This is a genomic window from Sphaerisporangium krabiense, assembly GCF_014200435.1.
GTDB lineage: Bacteria > Actinomycetota > Actinomycetes > Streptosporangiales > Streptosporangiaceae > Sphaerisporangium > Sphaerisporangium krabiense.
This window is the reverse complement of record NZ_JACHBR010000001.1, coordinates 858,376-885,246: the sequence shown is the minus strand read 5'-3', so window position 1 is coordinate 885,246 and position 26,871 is coordinate 858,376. Positions and strand designations below refer to the sequence as shown.

Annotated in this window: 16 protein-coding genes and 1 pseudogene; 11 read left to right on the top strand and 6 right to left on the bottom strand. The window is 68.6% G+C overall.

The annotated features are described in order from the left end of the window. Positions 1 to 53: 53 nt before the first annotated feature. Entirely contained in the window at positions 54 to 4,961 is a 4,908-nt protein-coding gene (locus BJ981_RS03760) for a LamG-like jellyroll fold domain-containing protein (protein ID WP_184608327.1), read from the top strand. A 1,180-nt stretch (positions 4,962 to 6,141) separates the two neighbouring features. Here the strand turns inward: BJ981_RS03760 and BJ981_RS39595 are convergent. Continuing rightward, positions 6,142 to 6,320: pseudogene (locus tag BJ981_RS39595) on the bottom strand (transposase); the annotation flags it as partial. Positions 6,321 to 6,984: 664 nt separating this feature from the next. Here BJ981_RS39595 and BJ981_RS03750 point away from each other — a divergent pair. The 5 genes from BJ981_RS03750 (at position 6,985) to BJ981_RS37395 (ending at position 11,852) form a co-directional block, all read left to right on the top strand. Then, positions 6,985 to 7,377 (top strand): YybH family protein, encoded by a 393-nt coding sequence (locus BJ981_RS03750; protein ID WP_184608325.1) that lies wholly within the window; start codon positions 6,985 to 6,987, stop codon positions 7,375 to 7,377. Between the two features lie 34 nt (positions 7,378 to 7,411). Further along, positions 7,412 to 8,911, top strand: coding sequence for an aldehyde dehydrogenase family protein (locus BJ981_RS03745; protein ID WP_204070727.1), 1,500 nt, complete (start codon positions 7,412 to 7,414; stop codon positions 8,909 to 8,911). A 40-nt stretch (positions 8,912 to 8,951) separates the two neighbouring features. Further along, entirely contained in the window at positions 8,952 to 10,163 is a 1,212-nt protein-coding gene (locus BJ981_RS03740; protein ID WP_184608324.1) for an acyl-CoA dehydrogenase family protein, read from the top strand. Positions 10,164 to 10,192: 29 nt separating this feature from the next. Then, entirely contained in the window at positions 10,193 to 10,657 is a 465-nt protein-coding gene (locus tag BJ981_RS03735) for a flavin reductase family protein (protein ID WP_184608323.1), read from the top strand. 163 nt (positions 10,658 to 10,820) lie between these two features. Continuing rightward, entirely contained in the window at positions 10,821 to 11,852 is a 1,032-nt protein-coding gene (locus BJ981_RS37395) for a helix-turn-helix transcriptional regulator (protein WP_204070728.1), read from the top strand. 40 nt (positions 11,853 to 11,892) lie between these two features. On the opposite strand, the gene BJ981_RS03725 is transcribed toward BJ981_RS37395, so the two are convergent. Both BJ981_RS03725 and BJ981_RS03720 read right to left on the bottom strand, forming a co-directional pair. Next, positions 11,893 to 12,237, bottom strand: coding sequence for a ferredoxin family protein (locus tag BJ981_RS03725; RefSeq protein WP_184608322.1), 345 nt, complete (start codon positions 12,235 to 12,237; stop codon positions 11,893 to 11,895). Positions 12,238 to 12,280: 43 nt separating this feature from the next. Next, a complete protein-coding gene (locus BJ981_RS03720; protein WP_184608321.1) occupies positions 12,281 to 13,267 on the bottom strand; it encodes an NAD(P)/FAD-dependent oxidoreductase in 987 nt (328 codons plus the stop codon). A 264-nt stretch (positions 13,268 to 13,531) separates the two neighbouring features. On the opposite strand from BJ981_RS03720, the gene BJ981_RS03715 reads away from it, so the two are divergent. From BJ981_RS03715 to BJ981_RS03700, 4 genes are read left to right on the top strand one after another with little or no spacing between them, the layout of a single operon-like run. Continuing rightward, the gene (locus tag BJ981_RS03715; protein ID WP_184608320.1) at positions 13,532 to 14,764 is read left to right on the top strand and encodes an aromatic ring-hydroxylating oxygenase subunit alpha; all 1,233 of its coding nucleotides are present in this window, start codon (positions 13,532 to 13,534) and stop codon (positions 14,762 to 14,764) included. Positions 14,765 to 14,806: 42 nt separating this feature from the next. Then, positions 14,807 to 15,769, top strand: a complete 963-nt coding sequence (locus BJ981_RS03710; RefSeq protein ID WP_184608319.1) for a DODA-type extradiol aromatic ring-opening family dioxygenase — start codon at positions 14,807 to 14,809, stop codon at positions 15,767 to 15,769. Further along, positions 15,766 to 16,656, top strand: coding sequence for an alpha/beta fold hydrolase (locus BJ981_RS03705; RefSeq protein ID WP_184608318.1), 891 nt, complete (start codon positions 15,766 to 15,768; stop codon positions 16,654 to 16,656). Before BJ981_RS03710 ends, BJ981_RS03705 begins: the two co-directional genes overlap by 4 nt. A gap of 34 nt (positions 16,657 to 16,690) precedes the next feature. Beyond that, positions 16,691 to 17,569, top strand: coding sequence for an alpha/beta fold hydrolase (locus tag BJ981_RS03700; RefSeq protein WP_184608317.1), 879 nt, complete (start codon positions 16,691 to 16,693; stop codon positions 17,567 to 17,569). Positions 17,570 to 17,644: 75 nt separating this feature from the next. Here BJ981_RS03700 and BJ981_RS03695 read toward each other — a convergent pair whose 3' ends face one another. From BJ981_RS03695 to BJ981_RS37390, 3 genes are all read right to left on the bottom strand, one after another. Continuing rightward, complete coding sequence (locus BJ981_RS03695; RefSeq protein WP_184608316.1) at positions 17,645 to 18,460, bottom strand: IclR family transcriptional regulator; 816 nt, start codon at positions 18,458 to 18,460, stop codon at positions 17,645 to 17,647. A 184-nt stretch (positions 18,461 to 18,644) separates the two neighbouring features. Then, entirely contained in the window at positions 18,645 to 19,976 is a 1,332-nt protein-coding gene (locus BJ981_RS03690) for a M20 family metallopeptidase (protein WP_184608315.1), read from the bottom strand. 427 nt (positions 19,977 to 20,403) lie between these two features. Beyond that, on the bottom strand, positions 20,404 to 24,000 hold the full coding sequence (locus BJ981_RS37390; protein ID WP_239139756.1) for a metallophosphoesterase: 3,597 nt from the start codon (positions 23,998 to 24,000) through the stop codon (positions 20,404 to 20,406). Between the two features lie 2,198 nt (positions 24,001 to 26,198). Here BJ981_RS37390 and BJ981_RS03680 point away from each other — a divergent pair. Beyond that, positions 26,199 to 26,867, top strand: a complete 669-nt coding sequence (locus BJ981_RS03680) for a HEAT repeat domain-containing protein (protein WP_184608314.1) — start codon at positions 26,199 to 26,201, stop codon at positions 26,865 to 26,867. Positions 26,868 to 26,871: the final 4 nt, after the last annotated feature.

The window sequence follows — 26,871 nt, the reverse complement described above, 5'->3', positions numbered from 1 at the left end:
GGCACTGCACCGCGCGCGGGCCTGGCTTCCACACTCGTATTGGACGGTAGTAAGTGAACGAGTTAGTCAACCTAACGGCCAGAAAGGCGCGCAGGCCTCTCGCCGTGGCAACGGCGCTCACGGTGGTGGCATCGCTGGTTATCGCGAGCCCTTCCGATCCAACGTGGGCCCAGCTCAAGCCGACCCGCAGCGTCTACACATCCGAGCCGACTGCTTTCCCTCGCCCTGACGACCCCGATGCACCCCTGCGTGCCGCAGTCGAAGAGGCCAAAAAGCGGAATGAGCCTGTAGCTGTCGAGGCCGTCTACACCGAGACCTCCCGCACGTGGGCCTACCCTGATGGGCATTTGACTCTCCAGTCCTACGCGGGGCCCACTCAACTGAAGCGGTCCGATGGCTCTTGGGCGTGGATCGACACGACGCTCGTGGAGCGCGACGGCGTACTGAAGCCGAAACTGGCCAAGGCGGATGTGTCCTTCTCTTTGGGGGGCAATGGCCCGTTCGCATCGATGGTCCGCGCCAAGGGACAGCGCTTCGCGCTTTCCTGGCTGCACGATCTGCCCAAGCCAGAGGTCGCCGGGAACGTCGCCCGCTATGTCGATGCGGCTGGACCTGGCGCCGATCTCGTCGTAACGGCCCTGCCCACGGGCTTCCGGCACGATGTCGTACTACGAAAGCGGCCCACGAAGCCGGTGGAACTGCGGATCCCGGTCGAAACTGACGGGCTGACTCTCGCTGATGGCAAGAAGGACAAAGGCCTGACCCTCGTTGACAGTAAGGGTAAGCAGGTCGCGTCCGCCGCTGAGCCGGTGGCAATCGATGCCGGTCCCAAGCCCGCCGAGGCGGACGCCGGCAAGGCCGTACCATCACGCACCGGGAAGATCGCTACACGGGTGGAAACGGATAATGGCCGCCAGGTGTTGGTGCTCAAGCCTGATCCCGGCTTCCTGAACGATCCAGCCACCCGCTATCCGCTTACGGTGGATCCCACCACGACGCTGCCGTTGCTGAGCGATGTGGTGATCGGCAGTGACGGCATCATCAACACCTCCCCCGCCTCCACGCAACTGGAGACCAGCAAGCAACGTACCTACGGCGACGGGCACATCACCTATGCCCACACGTTGTTGAAGTTCGACACCAGCGTGCTGGCCGGCCGCGCGGTCGGCAATGCCCGACTGGAAATGTACGTGGAACAGGACGTCGGGTGCCGCTGGTACGGTCCTGGCGGGGTCGAGGTCAAGCGCGTCACCTCTGGATGGAATGCCAACAATGTGAGCTGGTCGAGCCAGCCGTCCGTGACCAGTTTCGGCTCCTCCATCCAGATCTGTCCTAACACCTCGCAACTCGATCCCAACGGCAATTGGATCCCTCGCACGAACACGTGGGATGTTACGGCGATGGCCAACGCGTGGGCCTCAGGGGCGCAGAGCGAGGGCATCCAAGTGTCCGCATACAGTGACTTCGACCACCAGCCTAACCAGGGCCTGGGCTTTTGGATCTACTACCACTCCGCCGAACGCGTGGGTGGAAAACCGCCAAAGCTCACCGTCTCGTACTGGCTGCCACCCGAGATTCCCACCGTGACGGCAGAATCCATCGATTCCATGTCCGGCAATGACGCCATCGCCCGCAGCCAGAATGTCAAGGTGAGCTTCAAGTCCGCAGTGCCGGAAGCCACCAACCTGGACTACACCGTCACGGTCAACGACTCCACCATGAAGCCGCCCCCGGCTTTCCCTGCCGGCCACGTCGCCCACTGGAAGTTCGACGAAGCCGCAGGCGCCACGAGCGCGGCCGACGCCAGTGGCAACGGTCACACCGCCGCCTACGTCGGCTCCCGGCGCCATTCGATCACCGGCAAGCTCGGCGGGGCCATAAAACTCAATGACCTACACGGCAGCACTGGTACCGTGCCGGATTCCTCAGCCAGCACCAGTAGAGCCGTGCTGAACCAGAACACCAGCTTCTCCATCAGTACCTGGGTTAAGCTGCACGACAGCGACGACATCCAATGGCTAGCCAGCCAAGATGGCAACCCGTTCGGGTTGTCGATCTACTACTTGGGCAGCAGCTGGCAGAAGATACGCCTACAAGTGTCCGGTACCGGAGGGTCGACCGGCTACGGTGTCTGGGTTGATTCTGCCAAGCTGGTCAAGGCCGACACCTGGACCCACTTGGTCGCGATGTATGACGCCGCCGCAGGCAAGATCCGTATTTATATCGACGGTGTTCTCTCTGCTCAGAGCGACTACACCCCCACCGGAAGCGTCACCAGCGGCCCCTTCCGCATCGGCGCCGACAAGGCACAGACCCCCATCCATCTCCTGCAGGGCTCTCTCGACGACATGCGCCTCTACCAGCGCGCCCTCACCGTCCAGGAGGTCAAGGACCTTTACGGCGAAGTAGCCGCCACCAGCTACAACGCCAAGCCCTCCGGTCAGGTCATAAACCAGACCTTCGAGCTCTCCAATCCGGCCAGCCTCAAGTTTGTCGTCAAGGCCTGCCGCAGCGGCGTCACGCCGCCTTCGTGCAACGAGAGCCCGGCCTATCGCATCACTTCCGACGCGCCGATGCTTCCGACGGATGCCGAGACCGGCATGGCCGACCCAGCTCAGCCGATCCTGTCTGGCATGGTCAACCGTCCGTCCGGTGGTCCGGTCACGGCCAAGTACTACCTCTACGACAACAGCGGGGCCCCGGTGGGAGCCGCCCCCCTTGGCACCCGCAGCGTGCATGGTGGCGAGCGAGCCTCCTTCCAAGTCGCGGCTAACACGGTGCAACCCGGAACCACCTACAAATGGCAGATGATCGCTTGCGCAAGCGACTCAAACGGAGCCGGGGAGGTATGCACATCTAAGACCGCGCAGGTCTCCTTCACCACCCCCGGCGCCCCCTCGCCCCCTCCTGTTGAGGACGTCCGGCACCTCACCCTGGGCAAGGACAGCTTCGTCATCAAGAGCGTCAAGACCGACCCGACCGCCTGCAGCGGCGGACCTTGCACCGTAGCTGACACGGCGATGATTCAGATCGGAGGGACGAGTGTCGACAAGACGGCGACGGTGATCGGCTTTAAGCTCGACGAACTGCCCGACGGCGCAGGCGTGTCGGAAGCAATCCTCAGACTTGGTACGCCCATCTGCCCGGCAGGTCTCTGTCCGGCAGACGCCATCATCACCGCGACGCCGCTGAAGAGTCCCGTTACAGGTGAAACCAAAGGTTCGGACTTGGCCGCCGACGCCGACCCAAACACCAGCTCCTATCCCCTGCCATTGAGTGGTCCCCAAGCTGACATCGCCGGCAGCGAGTACCAGTGGCTGATGCTCACGTCCAACAAGGACGAAGTCATCACCTTCGCCGACGCGTCCGCCGCTGATCAGCCGTCCCTGGCACTCGCCTATCTGCCCGCGGGGCCGCCAAGCAAGGTGCTCAACCTGACCGCCTCGGGCGGGGACGCCAGTGCTATGGCCAGTTGGGGGCTTCCGGACTCCAATGGCAGCGTGGCAATGCTGGACGGCTACGACATCGAGGTCATCGACAACGGTGGTGCGGTCGTCAAGACGCTGGAGGCCAAGGAACCGTACGTGGCCATCTCCGGTCTGGCCAATGATGCCACCTACACAGTGAAGGTGCGCGCCAAGACCGTCTTCGGGGTCGGCGATTGGGAAGCCACCACGGCCACGACCAAGGCTGTCCCGCCACCACCTGTAAAGGGCGGCACCGCCTGCCTTCTCGAACTCCCGACCGGCACACACACTGTCACAGCGGCAGCCGGGGCCGGCGCCCAGGCGTACATCGACCGCGTCAAGGGCTACTACCAAGCCCAGGACGCAGTCCTAGAAAACCGCGCCGCCACCATCTGGGATGCTCCCGGGGTGGCCCCTGACGCACCAAGCACGGCCAAGCTGTCACTCGTGAACGCGGCTCTGGTTCAGCAGCGCGCTTCGATGACACGGGCAGGGACTACGCGCACAAATTCCCAGGTGCAGGTCAGTAACACCATAATCCAAGCCATGTCCGACGGTACGGTGCGCGTGACCGCCGACATCAACCGTACGTGGAGTGAAGAAGCTTCTGCCATGGCCGGGGCAGCCGTCAAGGCGGGAGCCAGCGCCACCTCGCAGACATCTGGACAGGTGGAGCCAAGCGAATCCACCATCTCCATCTTCGTATTCGACCGCTGCGGCAACATCACTGTTATCCAGGTCCCGAATGACGCAGAGGAGGATTCTACCGACTTCTTCGAAATCGATGGCGATTCCTTCCTTGAACAGAAACTGCGTGCGTCGGATGATGACGTGATTGCAGCGTCATCTACGGCGACGGCCGTAGCAGGCGAACCCTGCCGTAGCAACGTCAAGAGTTGGGCCAGGGCGTATGCAAATGAAAAAACTCGGCCTGCAAAAGGACTGCTGTTCGAGGTTCTAGGACAGTCAAAGTGGGATGCCTGTCTTCCGTATGACGACACAACCTGGAACGTTAGTAAATTCGGTGCGGTGGCCACCTTGTACACCGCTTCTTCATTTCGAAAGCCGAAGGGCGCAAGTGCGAAGAAGGTGAATGCCTACATCCTGAATAACTCGAGTGTCGACATAAAGAGCACGGCTTGCTTCAAGGTGACAACTACTACCTACCAACTCGCAGTTCAGGGCAACGTTGGTCTGCCCCAAGGTGGCGAGGTCGGTGGCGGCTTGACCTTTACTCAAACAGCCTCGAAAGACTGCCCAGGGGAGTACAGTCTTACCGGCGAAAAAGGTGGCGGCAACGAAAAGGTCGCCTTCAGGTCCTCCTTTTGGGGGCCCAAGGACGCGCTAATAGCAACGTGCTGGATGAGTACTGGAAACACGTGCTCCATATCGCATTACCAACAACGTTCCTTCGGAACCTTCAACTGGGCCAAGCAGAAGGGGATAAAAACCGCTAGGATACTACCCGCGACCTCCCTCTGGAGAGATCGCTAGATCGAAGAGGTTGCGAGCCGGAGGGTGATCACCCTCCGGCTCGCGACTGACTACCCTTACGATTTTCCGTGCCGAAAATGGCCACCGATGCGGCAGACATCAGGACGTGTCGATATCGCTAATATGAAACCGGCACGTATATCGCACAGCGATGACAGGGAGAGATATGCGAACCGGTCGATTGGTGTTTCTTCTAGCGGCTGCGATCACGGCTTCCGTCAGTTGCAGCCAAAGCCCGCCCGCCGCTGATATCGTCGGCGCAGCGAATGAGCGTATAGAGCGGGATCATCTTGAGGCTGTAGTCAAGCTGGCTGTTGCTGTGACAAATCCTGCCGACCGTTTAGCGGTGACCGGAAGTAGGCTCGATGAAAGTATGGACGGGTATGAGTTTCGTCCTATATCTGTCTTCTTTCCAACTTCCAGTGGAGTATTTTCCTCAGCGCGCGTACCTTACGCTGTCCGGCTAGACAAGTCGGGCCATGTGCAAGAGATCAACCAGATGCCGGAGAATAGGCTCTCCCTGGCCATGGGCGAATTCGGAAATGAAAGAAATGGAGATGGAAGCGATCGGGTACTAAAGAGTGTCGGGTCCGGGGTGAGGACGACCGTGCTGATTAAACTTAGACAACCGGTACAAGAGCGAGACCTAAATTTATTTGTCTCATCCGAATCCTCGGCGCCCGTTTTGCTATCGGGTGTGAGGCGTACAGGTAATCCCATCTATTGGTCCGGGGAAGAGGGTTGCTTCAAATCGGCAACGCAGCGTGACTGTGCTAGCTATTCTTCTCTTGCTCAATTCAAAAGTTGGGTGGCCCAGTTGCGGCCTAATGACGATACGACCTTAAATGGATTCGGCCTTTCGGTGGCGGAGTTGCGTCAAGCTGCAACGGCCGGATTGATTTATGGAACCATAGTTGACGGTGGATCGCCCGCCGCTATTCGGAAGCTGCGGAAACATCCCAACGTCTCGGGGATGTGGATTACGGATATGAGGCCCTGCCCGCGTGGGGACGAATGTCCTTGATAGGCGCTTCGCGACCGCTCACCGCCAAGACCACCGCCAGATCCGCGAGCGCCAGCGTCGAACCTATAAGCAGGCATGGCGTTTCACCTCATCAGCCGACCCCTCGGGAGGACACCACGCATGAGCAGGACGCGCGGCTTTGGGCAGCACCGCTCTCCGGCGGTGCCGTCTGTAGACCGTGATCCACGGCCGAAGCGCTCGGGCAGATCACGCCAGGGCAGCCCGGTCCAGGCTCGAAATAACACGCCGTTGATTGTCCTGCGCTGGTGATTCCACCGGCCGCCCTGTCGGGCAGCCTCGGATAGCGGCGGCTCCAGGCCGCTCAATAGACTAATGGGACGCGATCGCCGTCGCTCTCCTGAAGCGGTGCTTCTTTGCTGCCGCAGGCTTTCGTTCCTCGGGCCTGGCAGCCCGACGGTACGTGTGCCCTTGCCATCGAGTAATACCGGTGCTCGCTGAGCGGGTCTCGTGCATGTGTCTCTGTGCGGTGATCTTGCTGACGCGACTGCCGCCAGCGCCCATGGATCCCTGTAGGAGTGTGTGGGACTTGATCTAGAGATGCTTCGAGTTGAGCTGAGGGTATGGGCAGCGGTAGATGTTAGGGAACGGTCTTCTTTCGACTTGTGAGCGATAGGTCAGGGGTTCGATTCCCTCGGCTCCCCGAGCCCACTGCCCCACCCGCCAAGGGCCTTCTTGAGGGGAACCTGTCCCATGAGCAGCCGAGATACGGGCGTCGTCCCTGAGAAATGGCTCTCCGATCCGGACAGCCTTGCCCAAAGGTCCGCCCCTTCAACCCCGAGGTCAAGGGCCGTAGAGCCGAAGATGGCGTGCGGCCGGAACTGATCGAGGCCGCCGCGACTTGGGTGTCGTAGGGCGAGAAGGTGACTGGCATCCCCTGGGTGGGGGATGGCGGTGGAACCCCGTTTTGGTGGGATGTGGGTGCCTGTGGGCGAATCCTACGGTGAAGGGGATTCAGGACCTTCCTCGTGAGGAGTGACCATGGGTTCGCGCAACAGTGTTACCGAGATCAATGAGTTGTTCGTCGAGGCGATGAATGCCGGAGATCTCGATCTGGCGATGTCGTGCTGGGACGAGGACACCGTCTTTCAGACGGCGCCGGGGACCGAGCCCGTTCGGGGGCTGGGCGGGCTGCGGGAGGCGCTGCAGCAGTTCATCGACACCAAGCCTCATCTGACGATCGAGGAGTTGCACCGGGTCGAGGCGGGGGACGTCGTCCTGGTCGCCCTCAAGTGGCATCTGGTCGGGACCGGGCCCGACGGGGAGTCGATCGAGATGGGTGCCGTGGACAGCAACGTCTTCTGCCGGCAGGCCGACGGGACGTGGCGGATCCGCATCGACAACCCGTTCCACTCTCAGCACATCGGCTTCTGACGTGGCCGCGACTCCCAGTACGTCGGCTGCTGACGTGGCCGCGACCGAAGCCGTGACGGAGCGGTTCACGCTGGCCGAGCCGCAGCCTCTGCTGATCGGTGGCCGGGAGGTTCGGGCCGGCCAGACGTTCCCCGCCGTCGAGCCCAGCACCGGGCGGATCTGGGCACAGGTCGCGGCGGGTACGGCCGGCGATGTGGACCGGGCGGTCGCGGCCGCGCAGAGCGCGTTCGAGACCTGGCGAGAGTCCTCGCTGGATACGCGGCAGGCGCTGCTGTGGGCCGTGGCCGAGCGGTTGACGCGGGACGCGGGACGGTGGCCGGCGCTGCTCGCGACCGAGAACGGGCGGGCCGTCCGGGAGGCCGGGCTGATCGATGTGCCGACGGCGGCGGAGATCTTTCGGTTCTTCTCCGGTGTCGTCCGGGATCTGCACGGGCGGACCATTCCCTGTGGGCCGGGCGCCCACGTGTCCACCACGCAGCGGCCGGTGGGCGTCGTCGCCGCGATCGTTCCGTGGAACTCGCCGCTGATCTCGGTCGCGCACAAGCTGGCGCCCGCCCTCGCGGCGGGTAACACCATCGTGGTGAAGCCGTCCGAGCTGGCGTCGGTCAGCACGGTGGAGTTCGTCCGGCTCGTGCAGGACCTGTTCCCGCCCGGCGTCGTCAACGTCGTCACCGGGTTCGGCCACGACGCCGGGCGCGCCCTGGTGTCGCACCCCGGAGTCGCCAAGGTGAGCTTCACCGGGGGCACCGAGACCGGGCGCCGCATTCTCGGCGACGTCTCGAACCGGCTGGTTCCTGCCCTCATGGAGCTGGGCGGCAAGGGGGCCATGGTGGTGTGCCCGGACGCCGATCTGGACACCGTGACCGAGGACGTGCTCACCGGTATCTTCGCCGCGAACGGCGAGGTGTGCTTCGCGTCCTCGCGGCTCATGGTGCACCGTGACCGGTACGACGAGCTGCTCGAACGGGTCTCCGCGCGCGCCGAGGCGATCGTCGTGGGCGACGCCCTCGATCCGGCGACCCAGCTGGGCCCGCTGGTGACGGCGCGGCACCGCGACCTGGTCGCCGCACGGGTCCAGGCGGCGCTGTCCGAGGGGGCCGAGCTGCGGGCCGGCGGCCGCGTGCCGGAGATGCCGGGCGAGCTGGCCGGTGGCAGCTACTACCGTCCCACCGTCCTGGCCTCCCCAGACGGCGCGACCAGCGCCTCGTGCGAGGAGTTCTTCGGGCCCGTGCTCACCGTCGAGGCCTGGACCTCCGAGGACGAGGTGGTCGAGCGGGTCAACCGGGTCGCGTTCGGGTTGGCCAACGGGGTGTGGAGCGCCGACCTCGCCCAGGCGTACCGGCTCGCCGACCGTCTCGACTCCGGGATGGTCTGGGTCAACACCTGGTTCGCGACACCGCTCGGTCAGCCGCAGGGCGGCGTCAAGGCGAGCGGCTTCGGACGCGAGGGGGCCGCCGCGACCCTCCTCGAGTACACGGCGACCAAGGTCGTCCACGCCAGCCTCGACACCACGCGTCCTCCGATGTGGACCTGAGGCGCACCAGTTACACCGAACGACCAAGAGGACGGACACCATGCACTTCGAACTCGACGAACACAGCCGGGAGCTGGCCGGGCTGGGCGCGCGGCTCGCTGCCGAGTTCGCGCCCCACGCCCGGGAGCACGACCGTGACCGCAGCATCGCCACGGAGAACTTCGCGAAGCTGCGCGAGGCCGGGCTGTACGCCGTCGCGCTCCCGCGCGACCTCGGCGGCCTCGGGGCCCGGACGACGCAGTGGCTCGCCACCGTCGAGGCGCTCGCCAAGGGCGACGCCTCGACCGCGCTGGGCTTCAACATGCACTACGTGGCGACACGGATCATCGCCACACTCGACGCCGTACCGGACGACGCGAAGAAGCGGGTCGCCGACCTGGTGGTGCGGGACGGCGCGCTGATCTGCGCCCCGCTCTCGGAGCCGTCCGCGTCGAGCCTGCTGCCGGCCACCTACATGCCGACGCTGTCGGCGCGCCGGGTGCCCGGCGGGCTGGAGATCAGCGGCACGAAGATGTTCGCCTCTCTCTGGGAGGCCAGCGACTACGCCTTCATGTTCGCCCACCCGGAGTGGGCGGACGACCCGACCCACGTGGTCGGCTTCCTGATGCCGACGCGCCAGGACGGCGCGATCACGGTCACCGACAACTGGGACACGCTGGGCATGCGTTCGACCCGCAGCAACCAGGTGCGGATCACCGGCGCGTTCGTGCCCGAGGAGCTGGTCCTGTGCGAGTTCGACGACTTCCTCGGCAACTGGATCGTGGCCCAGGCGCACATCGCCTGGGGCGGATACACCGGCTGCTACCTGGGCGTCGCCGAGGCGATGGCGGAGTGGCTGCAGGACGCCCTCGGGACCCGTACGGCGAAGGGCTTCGCCCAGCCGATGGGCTACCACCCGACGATCAGCACCGCGATGGGGCACATCGCGGCCCAGGTCGAGGCGGCCCGGCTGATGATGTACCACGCGGCGTGGGAGGCCGACGAGAACAGCGGGCCGAGCCTGCAGACCTGTGCCGCGTTCCTGCGGGCGAAGCTGATGGTCGGCACGGTGATCCACACGATCTCCACCCTCGGCACGACCGCCGGCGGACTCAACTCGCTGATGCGTGAACGGGGTTACGAGCTGATGCTGCGGGACGGCATGACCGGCCCGATCATGCCGCCCAACGCGCTGGCCTGCGCGGAGATGGCCGGTCTGATCTCGATGGGGCTCGATCCGGGCCAGGCGCCTGCCCTGCGCACAGCGTCATGACCCCGGCCACGTCCTGCGAGCCGGCTCTGATGCCGGACCCCGAGGCCTTCCGGGCGGCGTGCGCCCAGTTCCCCACCGGGGTCGTGGTCGTCACCACGGCCCTCGACGGGAAGCCGTACGGCAGCACCGTCAACGCCTTCACCTCGCTCACCCTGGAACCGCCCCAGGTGCTCGTCTGCCTGGCGGCGACGTCTCGGACGTGGTCGGCGATCGAACGGTCCGGGGTGTTCGCGGTGAACGTGCTCGCCTCCGGCCAGGCGTCCACGGCCCGGTTGTTCGCCTCGAAGGATCCCGACAAGTTCGGGTGCGTGGACCACGTTCCCGGTGCGGTCGGGGCGCCGCTGCTGGCCGGGACCGCGGCGCGGTTCGAGTGCGAACTCGCCGGGACGGTGCGCAACAACTCGCACTGGATGCTCATCGGGCGCGTGGTCTCGCTGGCCTCCGACCCGAGTCGCGAGTCGTTGCTCTTCCTCCGTGGCCGCCTGACCGGATGACGGACCGGTGACGGTTCCCCACACCCCGGCCCGCCGGGTCCGCTGAGCGGACCCGGCGGTTGGCGTGCGACGACGTCTTCCTGGAAGGTGGGGGCGGAGCTAGTCTGGGCGGACGCCTCGGTGCGGGAGTGCCCAGCCGAGCGCATCCAGAGTGGAGCACGTCATGGGGAATCCCCTCATCGAGCCGGTCCTGCCGCCCACGCTCGTCGCCGAACTGGTCACCTCACCCTCTCTCGAACGGCTGCTGAACCGCTTCCTCGACGAGGCGCCGCGCCGGCTCGCCTCCTTCGCCGCCGGCGTCTACGTGCACGACCACGCGACCGGGCGTCCCGCCGCCGCGGAGGTGCGGGGCCTCGGCAACTACTACGTGCGCAGCTACGAACGTCACGGACGGGACCGCGATCCCGTCGTCCAGAGCGCGCTGCGCGATCGCCGGGTCTGCGACAGTGACTCGCTGATGCCGCGGGAGGAGTGGCTGAAGCTCCCGGTCGTGCATGACGTGTTCGCGCCGCACGCCATGGCGCGGGTGCTCTGCGCGCCGTTCGTCGTCGGCGCCGAGGTGGCCGGCACGTTGAACCTGGCCCGGCGGGACGGAGAGGCGGAGTTCACCGAGGCGGACCGCGACGCGGCCCGCGCGGCGGCCACGGTGCTGGGCATCGCCGTGTCGGCGGTGCGTGAACGTGCCTCGGCCGAGCGTGAGCGCGTCCAGTTGACCGAGGCGTTGGACCGATGCAGCACACCGGTGGTGCTGACCGACCTGGGGTTGGCGCGGCGTCACCTCAACGCGCCCGCGGTCGCCTTGTTCGACCGGCTCGGGGACGCCCGCCCGGAGGTCGAGCGGCTGCTCGACTGCGACGACGACGAGAGGGCGGTGGCCTCCTGGGCCGGCGGCGGCGAGGGGGGCGGGCTGCACCTCACGATCACCTCACAGCGGCTGCCGAGCCAGCCGGACGTGATCGTGTCGGTCATCGCCACGCGGGATGCGTCGTCGCGTGCGATCGCGCCGGCCCGTCTGGCGTTGCTCACGCCACGCGAGGTCGAGATCGCCACGCGCGCGCTCACCGGCCGCCGGGACGGCGAGATCGCCGCCGACCTGGTCATCAGCCTGCACACGGTCAAGCACCATCTCAAGTCGATCTACGCGAAGCTCGGCGTGCACACGCGCGCGGAACTGCTCGACCGGCTGCTGTTCTGAACCGGCCCTCAGGCCGCCTCGAACGGCGGCTCCCCTGCCGTCACGGGGCGGGGTGGCCGGCGACCAGGGCGGTGTCGGCGCCCACCTCGCCGATCTTCCGCGCGCCGCCCGGGTCGCCGAGGGGCAGCGCACGGCCCGGCAGCGGCTGCGCGAAGAAGAGGAGGGAATCCTCCAGATGGGCGTTCAACGTCTCGTCCCTGCGGGCGACACGGTCCACGACGATCGCGGAGACCGGGCATTCGACCTCGCACGCGCCGCAGTCGATGCACGCGGCGGCGTTGATGTAGCTTTTCCGCTCGCCGACGTAGATGCAGTCGACGGGACAGACCTCGACGCAGGAGCGGTCGAGGACGTCGATGCAGGCGGCGCCGATCACGTAGCTCATGGGTGTCCTTTCCGGAGTGGGGTGGTCGCCCGAGGGGGCGGGGTCAAACGCCGTCGGTGGAGTGGCCGGGGAACAGGGTGAGCCCGGGATCGAGGTCGACGGCCACGTGGTTCATGGCGGTGGCGACCTCGCCGAAGCCGACGGACATCAGCCTCACCTTGCCCTCGTAGTCGGTGAGGTCGCCGGCGGCGTACACGCGGGGCAGGTTGGTCCGCATCGACCGGTCGACGGCGACCGACCTCGCCCGGAGTTCGAGGCCCCAGTCGCGCAGCGGGCCCAGGTCGCTGATGAAACCGAGCGCGGCGATCACGTGGTCGGCCGCGAGCACCGTCTCGTCCCCGGACCTCGACCGCAGCGTCACCTTGGCGAGGCGGCCGGCCGCCAGGTCTCCGTCGAGCGCGGTCACGTGCGTGTCGGTGTGGATCCGGGTCCGCCCGGCCCGGACCCGGGCAAGGGTGGCCGCGTGCCCGCGGAAGGCGGCCCGGCGGTGTACGAGGGTGACGGAGCGCGCGATCGGCTCGAGCGCGTCCGCCCAGTCCAGAGCGCTGTCGCCGCCGCCCACGATGACCACGTCCCGGCCGGTGTGCGCCCGAGGGTCCACCACGAAGTACGACAGGCCGGTGCCGAGCCATTCCTCGCCGCACTCCAGGGGACGCGGCGTCGGAGTGCCGATGCCGGACGTCAGCACGACGGCGCGGGCGTGGACGACCGTGCCGTCGTCCAGCGTCACGACGGGTTCGCCGTCGCGGTGCTCGAGCGTCACCGCCTGCCGGCCGAGGAGGTAGGCCGGGGCGAAGGCCGACGCCTGCTCCAGGAGGGCGGCGACGAAGTCGCGGCCCCTGATCGCGGGGAGCGCGGCGACGTCGCGGATCTCCTTCTCCGGATACATGGCCGTCACCTGGCCGCCGGCCTGCGGCAGGACGTCGACGACGACGGTGGCGAGGCCGCGGAACCCGGCGTAGTAGGCGCCGTACAGGCCCGTCGGGCCGGCGCCGACGATGAGGACGTCGGTCGACACGGTCTCGGACATGGTCACCACAGGCCTCCGGGGAAGTTAGGCGATGCGCTTCGCCGTCGAATGTAGGAACGGCGGCCCTGGACAGTCCTCTGAGCGGGACCGCTCACCGGAACCGTCCGCGAAATTCCTCCGTCGTCCGCGCCGCCGGCCACCGCGTTCCGCTGGGCGAACCGGACTCGTTGCCCGCCGTTCCGGCCGATGGTCTGCTCTCGGGACCGGCATACGGCGATCTCGATCGCAGCGGGAGATGCCGCCGTGAGGACCCGTGGAGCAGACATGACCGAGACCGTGAACTCCCAGCCCGCGCCCGCCCCGGCCAAGCCGGTCCGCGGACACCGCGCGGGCATGCTGCCAGGCCGCCAGGACTGGTCGAGCTGGCCGCACTACCAGGCCGCCGAGGCCGGCTTTCGTGGCTACTGGTACCCCGTCTGCTTCTCCTCGCAGGTCGGAGACAAGCCCCGCGCCGTCACCCTGCTCGGCGAGCGCCTGTTCGTCATCCGCGACAACGGCAAGATCTACGGGATGAAGGACCGGTGCCCCCACCGCGGGGTGCCGCTGAGCCACGGCGACAAGCAGTTCCCCGGGACGATCTCGTGCGTCTACCACGGCTGGACCTTCGACCTGGAGACCGGTGACCTCAAGGCCGCGATCACCGACGGGCCGCTGTCCCCGATCTGCGGCAAGGTCACCCAGCCGACCTACGACGTCGAGGAGCGCCTCGGCCTGGTCTGGGTGTACATCGGCGACGGCGAGGAGCCGCATCCGATCGACGGGCAGCTGCCCGAGGAACTGGTCGGCAACCCGGCGGTCGTGGGCCAGCGGATCCAGGCCCGGGCGGGCAATTGGCGGTTCGCCTGCGAGAACGGCTACGACGAGGGGCACGCCAAGTACCTCCACCGCACGGCGCTGTGGCGGCTGTTCAAGCCGATGCCGGTCTGGAACACCACCAAGATCGTCAAGCGGGGCCGCTGGATCTACCGGGTGCAGCGGGAGCAGTACTGGGAGGCGGACTTCCCGGGGCTCGGCCCCTGGTCGGGGACGGCCTGGTACAAGGCCCGTCCGCCGAAGGGCGTGCGGAACATCGGCAACACCACCTCGCACCGCAAGGTGAACCCGACGATCGCGGCCCAGGAGTTCCCCGGCTTCGCCTCCGTCAGCATGCCGGGCGTCCTGCGGATCGCGTACCCGACCTTCATCCACTACGAGTTCTACGTGCCGGTGGACGCCGGCAACCACCTGTACGTCGGCATGCTGGCCGACTTCAAGAAGGGCGTGAGGACGCTGCCGTTCTACGCCAAGTACCTCGGCGCGGTGCGGTGGCTCTTCCACGGTCAGTTCTCCGGACAGGACAAGTGGATGGTCGAGGTCACCGACGCGCCGCCGGAGAAGCTCTACCGCCCCGACGACTCGCTCCTGCAGTGGCGCAAGCTCGCCGAGGACACCACCGAGGAACGGCTGGAACGGCTGCGCGCCCAGGGCATCGAGCCCGCCGACGCCACCGCGGGCTGAACCGCGGCCCCACAAGGACAAGGAAAGGAGCCGGACGACCCGATGTCCGACATCGTGCTCGGGGTGGGGGCGTCCCACTCGACCCTGATGAACACCCACTGGGACCAGGTCGTGCACACCGACCGGGCCGAGGCCTTCCGCGACGCCCTGGACACCGCCCGGCGGCGCGTCGCGGAGGCGCGCCCGGACGTGGCGGTGATCGTCGGGTCGAACCACTTCCGTGGCTTCTGGCTCGACCTGATCCCCGCCTTCACCGTGGGCGTCGGCGAGGTCGTCGCCACCGGCGAGGCGGGGACCCCCAAGGGCCGGCAGAAGACCGACCCCGGGTTCGCGCAGGCGCTGGCGGCCGACCTCGTCGAGGCCGGGACCGAGGTGGCGATCTCGGCCCGGCTGCAGATCGACCACGGGCAGTCGCACGCGATCCAGTACCTGCTCGACGGCCTGGACGTGCCGGTGGTGCCGCTGGTCGTCAACGTCTTCGCCCGGCCGCTGCCCACGCTGGCGCGCTGCGTCCGGCTCGGCGAGAACCTCGCCGCGGCCGTCGGGCGGATCGCCGGGGAGCGCCGCGTCGTCGTGATCGCCTCCGGCGGGCTGTCCCACCGGCTGCCGTGGCCGAGCGACTGGACCGATCCCCAGGGCGACGACGAGGCGTTCCTCGTGGACGCCTGGATCAACGGGCGGGGCGAGTGGGAGCGGTACGACGAACGGCGCCGGGAGATCATCGTGGCCGCCCGCCCGACGATCTCTCCTGAGTTCGACCGGGAGTTCCTCGACGACCTCGCGAATGGCCGCCTGCGCCGTTACGCGTCGATGACGACCGCCGAGGTGGAGTCCGCGGCCGGGAACGGCGGCCAGGAACTGCGCACGTGGCTGGTGATGGCGGCCGCCCTCGGCTTCACGCCGGGCACACCGCTGGTCTACGCGCCCATGCCCGAGTGGCTCACCGGAATGGGCGTGGCCGTGCTCGACCCCGCCGCCGTCCCCGCCTCAGGAGACCGTCGATGACGATCATGCCCGCCCGCCTCCCCTCACCCCCGGCCGGCGCCGCGCCGGAGAGCCGCTTCGCCGACGCCGGCGGTGTCACCTACCACTTCCACGAGTTCGGCACCGGCCCGGACACGATCTTCCTGCACGGCGGCGGCCCCGGGTGCACCGGCTGGAGCGACTTCGGCCCGGTCGCGCCGTACTTCGCCGCCGACCGGCACTGCCTCATCGTGGACATCCTCCAGTACGGCAAGTCCGACAAATGTCGCATCAGCGGCCCGATGTGGGACTTCCACGCCGCCAAGACCGTCGCCCTCATGGACACCCTCGGCCTCGAACGGGCCGACTTCATCTGCAACTCCTGGGGCGGCACCATCGCGCTGTGTCTCGCGGCCCGGTATCCCGGCCGCGTCCGCTCCCTCGTGGTGACCGGCAGCATGCCGGTCTTCTACGGACCGCTCGCGCCCCTGCCCGAACGCGGCCACCGCGGCCGCGCCGCCCGGGACGTCTACTACGGCGGCGAGGGACCCACCCGCGAGAAGATGCGCCACCTGATCACCCGGCTGGAGTGGTACGACGCCGCCCGCCTGCCCGAGGAGACCGTCGAGATGCGATGGCGGCAGAGCCTCGACCCGGGAGAGCGGGAGCTCGCCGCGATGTCGGACTCACCACGCGGCGACTGGCAGGACCTCACCGACGAGCTGGGACGGATCGAGGCGCCGGTGCTCTTCGTGTGGGGACGCGAGGACGCGTTCCTCACCCCCGACTACCCGCTCATGCTGTCGCGGATGGTCAGACGCGGAAACCTGCACGTCATGGACCACGTCTCCCACCACCTCCAGGAGGAACGGCCCGCCGCCTACCACGCGGTCGTCGACGGGTTCCTCCGCTCCGTCGACCACCCGTGACCCGGCCCCATCCCCTCGACCACTGGAGCAACCCATGACCTCCCCCACCATCGTCCCCACCATCTGGACCGAACTGGCCGGCGTCGACTTCCGGGTCACCACCGTCGACGCCGGTGGGGTTCCGACCCGCTCCCTCCAGGCGGGCGCCGGCGAACCGGTGATCTTCCTCCACGGCACCAGCGGCCACCTGGAGGCCTTCGCCCGCAACATCGGCGACCACGCCCGGCGGTACGCCTGCCACGCCATCGACATGCTCGGTCACGGTTACACCGGCAAGCCCGACTTCCCCTACGAGATTCCCCGCTACCGCGACCACCTGCTCGCCTATATGGACGCCAACGGCATCGAGTCCGCCCACATCGTGGGGGAGTCGCTCGGCGGATGGGCCGGCGCCCGTACGGCGATCGACGCGCCCGAGCGGGTCGCCTCCCTCCAGTTGCTCTGCGCCGGAGGCACCGTGGCCAACCCGCGGGTCATGGAGCGCATCCGCACCACCACCCGGGAGGCGGTCACCAGGGACGACGTCGAGCTGACCCGGGCGCGGATGCGGCTGCTCATGGCCGACGCGAAGGACGCGACCGAGGAGCTGGTCGCGGTCAGGCACGCCATCTACCACCGGCCCGACTTCGTCGCCACCATCGACAACCTGCTGTGCCTGCAGAACATGGAGACCCGGCTGCGCAACGTCCTCCGCCCGGAGGACCTCGCCCGGATCACCGCGCCCACCCTGATCGTGTGGGGCCGTGACAACCCGTTCGGCGAGGTACCCGAGGCCGCCGCGATGCACGAGGCCATCGCGGGCTCGGAGCTGGTGCTGTTCGACGAGTGCGGCCACTGGCCCCAGCACGAGCAGGCGGCGCGGTACAACGAGCTGAGCCTCGCTTTCCTCGCCAAGCATCCGGTCACCAGGTGACGGAGCGGAGTTCTCGCGCGTACCGCTCGCGCTGAGGCGGGCGCCGAGCAGGCGGGCGGCCGTCCTCCCGGGCGGTCAGCCCGTCGCCTGGAGCGTGCGGGAGATGCCGAGCGCGGCGGTGCGCAGCGCGGCCGTGAACCGGCCCTGGTTCATCCGGAAGGTGGGGGCCGTGATCGACAGCGCGCCGGCCAGCGTGCCGGTGTCCGCGAAGACGGGTACGGCCAGGCTCGTGTAGCCGAGCCTGGTCTCCTCGACCTCGACCGCGAGACGTTCGGCCCGGATCTTGTCGAGCTGGGCCAGGAGCCGTCCGGGCTGGATGATCGTCTTGTGGGTCAGGGGGGTGAGGCCGTGCCGGACGACCTCGTGGAAGAGCGCCGGGGGTGAGAAGGCGATGATGACCTTCCCGGTGGCGGTGCAGAACAGGGGGAGCCGCCCGGCGACCCGGGACTGCTTCCGCAGGCCCCGGTGCACCATGAGCTTCTCGACGTACAGCACGTCGAGGCCCTCGTGGATGGCGAAGTGGACGGTCTCCTGGGTGGCGAGCAGCAGGTCCTCCATGTAGGGCAGGGCCGCCTCGCGCAGGATCCGCTGCCGGGGCACCCGCTGGCCGATCTCGAAGAGCCGCAGGCCGAGGCGGTAGCGGTTCCCCGCCCGCTCCAGCACCCCCCAGCCGAGCAGTTCCTGGGCGAGCCGGTGCACGCTGGCCTTCGCCACCCCGGTGCGCTTGACGAGCTCCGCGAGCGAGAGGGAGTCGTCCTCCGCCGTGAAGGCTTCGATGATCAGGCGCGCTTTGCCCAGGACGGAGTTCATCGCCTCGGCGTCGCCGGTGCCCGCCGGACCGGTGCCCTCTGGAGCCGTCGATCCTGGTCGGGCGAACGGAAGCGTTGTCATGGCAGGGGGACCTCCCGGCTGCTTCGGAGACCTGTGAAGAGTTTGGTGCGTTCCACGCGAAACCGCCACCCCCGGCCGTCATGACGGGGACCTGGACGGACGTGCGTCTACGCCAGCTCCGGACGGTGGGCGCGTACGGTCGTCAGGGCGCTGTCCAAGGGGCCCGCACCGGGCACCGCCCCGGTCATACCCCCACCTCTGATCGGGACCGGGTGACCGTGGTGACGGCGGTGCGGATCAGAAGGCGGGTGAGCCGTTCCATCTCCCGGACGTCGGCGGTGTTCATCCCCATGGAGAAGTCGACCTCGAACGGCGCGTCGGTGACCTTGGGCATGCCGACGCGCACGGTCGGGATTCCCCGGCTCCGCAGGACGTTGGCGTCGGTCGCGCCGCTGTTGCCGCGGATCACCTCGTGCGGGCGCCCCTCCATGGCCTCCCAGGCGGCGGTGGCGCTGCGGACCACCCAGCTCCGCGGGTCGGAGGCGGTGCCGGGGATGGCGAGCACCATCTCGAACGTCACCGCGGCGCCGGGCAGCTCGGCGCGGATCTTCTCGATCGCGGCGCCGAACTCCCGCTTGGCCTCCATGGGAGTCGTGCGCGGGCTCAGGCGCAGGTCCACGAGCAGCCGGCACGTGGCCGGGGTGACGGCCGCCATGTGCGGCCGGCCTCCCTCCACCGCGGCGACGATGCCCTGAGGGGCGACCGTCCCGCTCGTGTGCCGTTCGGTGTAGCCGGCGAACCACTCCTCGAGCCGCACGGCGACCTCGCCCGCCCGGGCGATCGCGTTCTCGTACGGCAGGCGATGCCGTGAGCCGACATAGGTGTGCACACCGTGGACGGTGACCTCGAACCAGGCCAGCCCCACCTCCTCCGAGGAGACCGTCCAGCCGGGCTTGGCGATCACCGCGAAGTCCGCCCAGACTCCTTGTTCGAGGAGGAACGAACAGCCGACGCCCTGCCCGACGTTGCGCCGCCCGCCGCCGGGCGGCGCGTTGACGGGCATGCCGCCGGCCCCGAACGCGACCAGCAGGTCCCCGGTCAACGGCAGCCCGGCGCGGTGGACGGCCTCGGCGGCCATCAGCACGCAGGCGGCGTGGCCCTTCGGGTTGCCGGCGCCGAGTCCGATCACCAGGTCGCCCTCGACCCGGGCGGCCGGCCGCATGTCGGGGCGCGCTCCGGGGCCGGTCCACGGAACGTCCTCGTCCTCGCGGCCGGTGGTCAGCGTGTCGAGCGGCGCGTACAACATGAGGTCGGGGCCGCTCCCGTCGCCGCGCAGCCGCCCCCACGCGTTGGCCTGCCGGTCGTCGAGCGGCTGGGTCGCCGCCATGATGCCGGCGGCCGCCAGGGTGTCGGTGATGTGCTCGGCGAGGCGGCGTTCCCCACCGGTCGGGCTGGTGACGTTCACCAGACCGCGGAGCAGTTCCCGCAGCCGGTCCACGGTGACGTGCCGCCAGGCCGCCGCGACCTGGTCACGCCGCCGCCGGTCGAGGCCGTCCAGTCCGTCCGGGGCCTTCACTGGTTGATCCGGCGAACCTGGGTGTTACTGGCCCGCGCGAACCAGCGCCAGAGCACCGGCGCCGCCACGAGGGCGCCGCAGACCAACAGGATCAGCGGAATGCGTGGCATGAGATCTCCTCGGGGGTCACATCGCGCCGCCGGCGGCCCGCCTCACAGCGGACTCCTGTCGCCTCGGCCATGCGGAGATGATCGGCCGCCCGGAAGGCATTGCCCATGAAATCGTCCCGCTCAGCGGACCGGGGCCCGGACGCGGTCGCGTTCACGGGTGCGGTGGACGGGCTTCTCCCGGCTCGCGCCATGCGCCCGCATGCGACACCGCCCCTGGTCGGTTCGGGGAATGAGCCATGGCGCCCGCAGCCGAGGAGGCTGCGGGCGCCATGGGTCACGGAGTCACCGCAGAGGTGGGAGCCTCTCCGGCCGGCGTGTCACGGAGTGACCGTCACCTGGACCGCCGGGGCCGTGCCGATCCGGACCTCCAGGATGATCGACCTGCCGGCGAGGAGGGCGGCGCGGGCCTCGTCGCGGAGGTTGAGCTTCAGGTCCCGGGTCTTGCCGGGCTGGAGCGTGACCTTCTTGGCGTCGACAGGGCGGCCGTCGTGGGAGACGGCGACCTCCTCCTGGCACTTGTCCGCACCCGTGCAGACCAGGGTGATCGTCGCCTGCGCGGGGGCGTTCCCCTGGGGCTTGACCGTGGCGGTGACGGTGTCGTGGAGCACCCTCATCGCCGTGGTCTCGGGCGTGCGCGGGAGGAGCGGGGCGACGTGGCGCTCGGTGTCGCCGGAGGTGTTGAGCGCGAGCATCGTGCCGTCCGGCTGGTCCAGGAGCACGGTCAGCGTCGCGTTGCCCTGATCATCGAGGCGGACCTCGCCGAGGTAGGCGATGTCGTCCTCGGCCGGGGCCGACGGCGCGGCGCCGGGCTTCAGCAGGAGGAACGACAGTTGCCCGGCCGCCGCGGCGGCCCCCGCGGACACCGTCACGGTGACGGTGCCGTCGTCGTTCTTGACCGCCTCATGGTGGATGCCGCCGGTCTGGGCGACCTCGGCCGCCGCCGGGGCCGCGGTGGTGAACGCGGTGGTCCGCGCCGCCCCTTCCTCGTCACCGCTCTTTCCCGCGGCCGCGGATTCCGCCACCGTCGCCGCGGCGGGTGTCGCCAGAGGCGGGCCCGTGGGCGCGGGGTCGGAGACGGCCGGGACGTCCTCGGGCACGGCGCGCAGCACGGGCCGCTTGCCGTCCTCGTCCCACTTCCAGACCGTGGTGAGGTCGAAGCCGAGCTTGCCGGTCCAGAAGTCCTGGCCGCGGGCCTCGGCCTTGGCCACGGTGGCGCCGTTGAGCGTCGCCGGGCCGATCGTGGTCTCCTGCTGTGTGGTGGCCTCGACGGTCTCGACCGCCCAGTTCCCCTCGAGCGTGGCGACGTTGCCGGCCAGCACCCGGCCGAGGAAGCGGTGCGCCCAGGACGGCGCGGTGACCGTCGGGTTGAGCGCGATCGAGTTACGGATCGTGGTGCCGGTGTAGCCGTACCCGGCCACGCCGCCGACGTTGCGGGTGTCCGCGCGGACGGCGCCCGTGGCGAAGACGCGCTCGGTGAGCGATCCCGCCAGCGCGACGCCGATGACTCCGCCCGCCTCGGTGGACAGCGCGCGCACGTCCGCCGTGGAGTAGACGTCACGGACGACGCCCTGGGAGTCGCCGAGCAGGCCGCCGGCCCGGGAGGCCGCGGTCACCGAGCCGGAGACCCACACGCGCTCGACGGTGCCGGTGCTCGCGCCCGCGAGGATGCCCGCGCGCGCGGTGGCGGCGGTCACCTTGGCGTCGGTGATCGCGAGGTCGTGGACGTTCCCGGACACCTGCGTGAACAGGCCGCCGGCGGAGGTCAGGCCCTTGATCGTGTGGCCCGCGCCGTCCAGCTCACCGGTGAACGCGCCCGGCAGGGTGGTGAACGGCCTGCCGCTCAGGTCGAGGTCGGCGCCGAGCACATAGTCATACGAGAGGTGCGTACCGATCTGCGTGAGGTCGTCGGCGCTCTTGATGACGTAGAAGCCCCGGTCGTCCTTCGGCAGCTGAGGCGTCGCACCGGCCTGCAGGGGCTCGGGCGCCACCTTCAGGGTCGGCCGCGCGCCGGTCTCGCTCCACTGCCAGACGTCGGTGAAGTCCCAGCCTCGCGCCTCGTAGAAGGACCGCTTCTGGATCTCCGTGGGGGAGACGACGTTGCCTCTCTGGTTGCCGGCCGCGGGCGGGTCCGTCAGCGTCTGCCCGCTGATCGGCACGGCCCGGCTGACGTGGTTGTCCTCCAGCGTGGCCGTCTGACCGGCGAGCACGCGGCCGACGATGGCGTGCGCGTAGCCGGTGCCGGAGATGCTCGAGTTCAGCGCGACCGAGTGGCTGACCTCGGTCGCGTCGTACCCGTAGGCCGCGATGCCGCCCGCCGACGCCCCGGCCGAGGTGACCGAGCCGGTGGCCAGCACGTTCTGGGTGACCGAGCCGCCCATCGCGACGCCGACGACGCCGCCGACGTACTGGGTCGTGGCCTTGACGTTCACCGTCGAGACGCTGTCGCGGACGATGCCGAACTGGTGGCCGGTGATGCCGCCGGCATAGCTCGCGGCGGTCAGCGACCCGTCGGCGCGGACCCGCTCGATCGTGCCGTGGTTGATGTCGGCGACGAGACCGGCCGGGGTGCGGTCGGTGGTGACGTCGCCGTTGACGACCAGGTTCTCGATCGTGCCGTGGTTGTCGGCGAACAGGCCGGGGCCTTGGCCGGAGAGCGCGGACAGGCCCGAGATGGTGTGCCCGGCGCCGTCGAGCACACCGGTGAAGGCGATCGCGCGGCCGATCTGGGAACGGCCGAGGCCGCTCAGGTTGAGGTCGCCGGCCAGCTTGTAGTGTCCGGCCGGGTCGTTGTCGATCTTCGCCAGGTCGTCGGCGGAGTCGATCAGGTACGGGGTCTGTGCGGTGCCGTCACCGGCCAGGCCCTCGCGCAGGGTCACGGCGGGCCGCAGCGGCTTGCCGGACTTCAGCGAGTCCCAGACGAACAGCTTGACGGTCGAGCTCGGCGCGACCGCGAGCGGCTCGCCGAAACGGACGTACTGCTCACGGCCGCGGTGGTCGAGCGTGACGTCGGCCGAGCGCACGTCGATCATCTTCTGCTGCGAGGCGTCGTACGTCGCGGCCGTGACGGTCAGCTTGTCGAGGCTGCCCGGGGACGAGAGGAGCCCGACGCCGTCCAGCTCACGGTTCCTGATCTCGGCGGAGGAGACCTTCCAGGTGCCCTGCGGCTTGGTGACGGTGAAGTCGTCGACCGGACGGCCGTCGATCTTGTACGCCGTCAGTCGCAGGCCCGCGTCGGTGACCGTCAGGACACCGCCCATCTGGACGTCCTCGTCGTCGACCTTGTCGTCCCACCAGTACTTCGCGTTGTCGTAGAACTTGGGGCCGGCCGAGCCCATCGTCACGAACGTGGTGCCCTCGGCCGTTTCCTCCGGCGTCCTGGCCAGCCGGCCGTCGTAGATCGTCGAGCGCTTGTAGACGTGGTCGTGGCCGCCGATGTAGAGGTCGACGCCGAGCTGGTCGAGCACGCGCGTGACCTTCTCGCGGTCGATGTCCATGCCCGCGTCGGCCCCGTGGCGGCCGCCGTAGTAGGAGTAGTGCCCGAGGACGACGTTCCACTTCTTGTCCGAGGCCCGGACGTCCTTCACCAGCCAGGAGAGCTGGTCGTCGAGACGCGCGGTGGAGCTGAGGACGGAGAAGTGGACCTGCCCGCGGTCGAACGAGTAGTTGGCCTCGCCCACGGCGCCGTTCTTGGGCAGCGCGAACATGTTGGTGAAGACCGAGGCGGGCTCGCCGGCGACCGAGTTGTAGTCGGGGTCCTCGTAGGTCTCGTGGTTGCCTTTGACGCCCGCGTACTGCGTGTCGAGGCCGGACAGGAACGAGTCGTCGATCTCGTCCCACATCTTGGTGCGGCCGCCGTTCTCGACGAGGTCGCCGAGCTGGACGACGGTGCCGCCGCCGGGCGCCTTGGACTTCAGCTGGTCGAGGACCTTGCCCGGCAGCTTGAGGCTGTCGGCTGCCGTCGGGGACCTGGACGTCGCCGAGGAGGTAGACGGGCTCGCCGTCGGACCCGCCCGCGCGGAATCGGCCCTTGACGTCCGTCCAGGCGGCCGTGTCGGCGGCCTTGGGGGCGGCGCCGTCCCGGGTGACGCCGAGACGGTACCGGTAGGTCGTGCCGACCTTCAGGCCGGTGAGCCGGAACTCGTGGGAGCGCAGCGTCTGGCCCGTGATGGAGTGCTGGAACACCGGCTCGTCGTTGCCGACGGTCTCCGTCTCGTACGGGCTGTCGCCGGTCGAGGTGAGGACCTGGGCCTTGGACCAGTCGGCCTGGCCCTCCGGCAGGACCTGCGCGTAGACGTGCCGGACGTCCCGGTCGCTCGTGACGGCGATGCCCGCCGTACCGGGCTCGACGCCCACGGCCGCGTTGTTGGTGAAGCGGAACACGCCCGCCGGGTCCTGCGTCTTCTGGTCGATCTGGATCCGGCGCAGCTCGGCGTTGGTGTTGGCCTTGTCGTCGGTCGCCTTCACGACGACGAACGTGTCGTCGTAGGAGCGGATCTGGAAGGCGCCGTCCTTGACCGGGACCTGGCCTGCGGAGTCCCACACCTCGAAGGCGATGGTGGGCTGCTTGCCGGAGTCGTCGGTGGCGCTCACCTTCGGCAGCGCGACCGTCTGGCCGTACCGGGCGGTGGCGGGCACGTCGGCGACGGTGATCTGCGGGGCGTAGTTCGCGCCGCTCGTCGTCTCGCCGATCCAGATCGGGGCGGAGATGAGGAGGTCGCCGTCGGCCTGGTCGGCGCGGACGTAGTAGAAGTCGCCGTCCTTGACCTCCAGCTTCCTCTTCAGCGTCAGGTCGTCGCCGCCGAGCCTGCCGAAGTCGTAGGCGACCTTCCCGCCGTTGGTGATCAGCTGCGCGCCCGTGAAGGAGTCCTTGGCGTCGGGGTCCTTCAGCAGGACCTCGGCGTCCAGGGTGGTGGTTCCGGCGGGCAGGATCGAGCCCATCGGTTTGGCGTCGCCGCCGAAGCCGAGGACGGCGTTGACGTCGCCCGAGGAGTACGTGCTGCGGTCGTGCATCGCCGCGTAGAGGTCGTCCAGGCTCTTGCCCGTGGCCCAGACGCCGGTGATCGACGGGTTGCCCGAAACCCAGGTCGCGGAGTGCTCGTCGCCGTTCCAGACCGGGGCCAGGTGCCAGCCGGCGTCCAGCGCCTTCTGGAACTCCTTGACCTGGTCGGCGGACTTGACCTCGATCAACTCCATGCGGTCGTCGACGGTCCTGTCCAGGCCCTTGAAGCCGAAGAACTCGCCCTTGCCCGTGGGCGACGGGTGGTTGAACTGGCCGATCGCGTCCGGGTCCTGCTTGAGGCGGGCGAGGTAGGTGAAGTAGTCGTACTTCATGTCGCCGATGCCGAAGCCGTTGGCGTACCCGTCGACGGTGCCCTTCTCCGTACCCCGGGCCGTCGCGTGCCAGCTGGTGTTGAACAGGTTGATGTGGCCGGTGCCGTCGTACCAGGTGTTCTCGACCGCGGGGACCACGGTGAGGTCTTTCTGGGACGCGTTGAACTCGCCCGCCTGCTCGTGCAGGGCACGCCACTCGTCGGAGTCGGCGTCCCGCCAGTCCTTGATGAAGTCGTCGCCATTGCGGACGTCCCACATCACGTCATGCTCGGTGAGGGCGAAGAAGTCCGCGTCCGTCTCATCGCGTACGTGGTCGAACGCCGCGTTCGGGTTCTCGGCTCCGTCGCTCATCCCCGTGTGCGCGTGGAACTCGCCGGTGTACAGGGATTTGCCGAGGTAGACCGGCCGTTCCACGGCGGCCGCCGCGGCCGGTGAAGCCGGCGCGACGACGAGTGCGCCGGCCGCGAGTGCGATCGCGGTGATCGCACCGGGCCAGGCAGGTGTTCGTGGTGCGCTGCTGCGCGTCATGTTTCTACCGTTTCGGATGGTTCTGGTGTGCCGATCACAAAAACCACAGCAGGCGAAACGGTTTGCTTCGCACGCATGGAGCAAAGGCGAACGAGCAGCAAACACTGACAATGCTCACATTTTTGGAGTAATCCGACAAAGCGCTCGGCCTGTCCCCGATCGGCTCACCGGAGAAGTGACGCCGCCCGTCTCAGGTTCCGCTTGACCTTGACACGGTGACAAGGTCTTCACTCGACCCTGGGAGGTGGTCCGGATGTCCATGCCGGAAGAGGACACGAGTACGGAGCGGGCTCTTCAGGGGCTGGAGAGCAGTAATTCGTCGGTGCGGTTGCAGGCGGCGTTGGCGGTCGGTACCGGTCCGGATCCGCGGGTCGTCGACAAGCTCGTCGAGCGGTGCGCGGTCGAGCCTGATTTCTATGTGCGTGAGATACTTACGTGGGCGCTCACCCGGCACTCGCCGGCGGTGACGGTTCCGAAGGTCGTCGGTGAACTTCGGGCGGAGGGGGCGCAGGCGCGGAGTCAGGCGTTGCACACGTTGTCCAAGATCGGGGATCGGCGGGCGTGGCCGGCGATCACGCGGGCGTTGCTGGCCGATGCCGATGACGAGGTGGCGCGGAGTGCCTGGCGGGCGGCGGTCGCCCTGGTGCCGGAAGGCGAAGAAGCCGAGTTGGCCGGGGTGTTGGCGACGCAGCTCGGGCGGGGCGAGCGGGAGACCCAGTTGAGCCTCAGCCGGGCGTTGATCGCGCTGGGTGAGGTGAGCGCGCCGATGGTGCGTGCGGCGACGACGGACGCCGACCCTCGCGTGCGTCAGCACGCGATCGCCACGGAACGGCTGTCGCGTGACCCGGATGCCGGGTTCGAGTTCGCGGTCGAGGAGGCGAAGCGCATCGTGGCCCTCGGCGCGGGCGGCCAGGGATCGTAGCCCT